Genomic DNA, 255 nt, shown 5'->3' on the forward strand with positions numbered 1-255 from the left:
CCGCTACCCACACCTCATCCCCGCACTTTTCAACGTGCGTGGGTTCGGTCCTCCATTCAGTGTTACCTGAACTTCAACCTGGACATGGGTAGATCACCTGGTTTCGGGTCTACGACTACATACTCAAAACGCCCTATTCAGACTCGCTTTCGCTGCGGCTCCGTCTTTTCAACTTAACCTTGCATGCAATCGTAACTCGCCGGTTCATTCTACAAAAGGCACGCTATCACCCAGCATTTTTCCAAAGGAAAATAT

General features: G+C 49.4%; 1 rRNA gene. It reads right to left on the bottom strand.

What is annotated here, in order from left to right:
- A 23S ribosomal RNA gene (locus PZE06_RS29350) occupies positions 1–255 on the bottom strand; the annotation flags it as partial.

The sequence above is a fragment of the Robertmurraya sp. DFI.2.37 genome (assembly GCF_029211245.1).
In the GTDB taxonomy this organism is placed as follows: domain Bacteria; phylum Bacillota; class Bacilli; order Bacillales; family Cytobacillaceae; genus Robertmurraya; species Robertmurraya methanolica_A.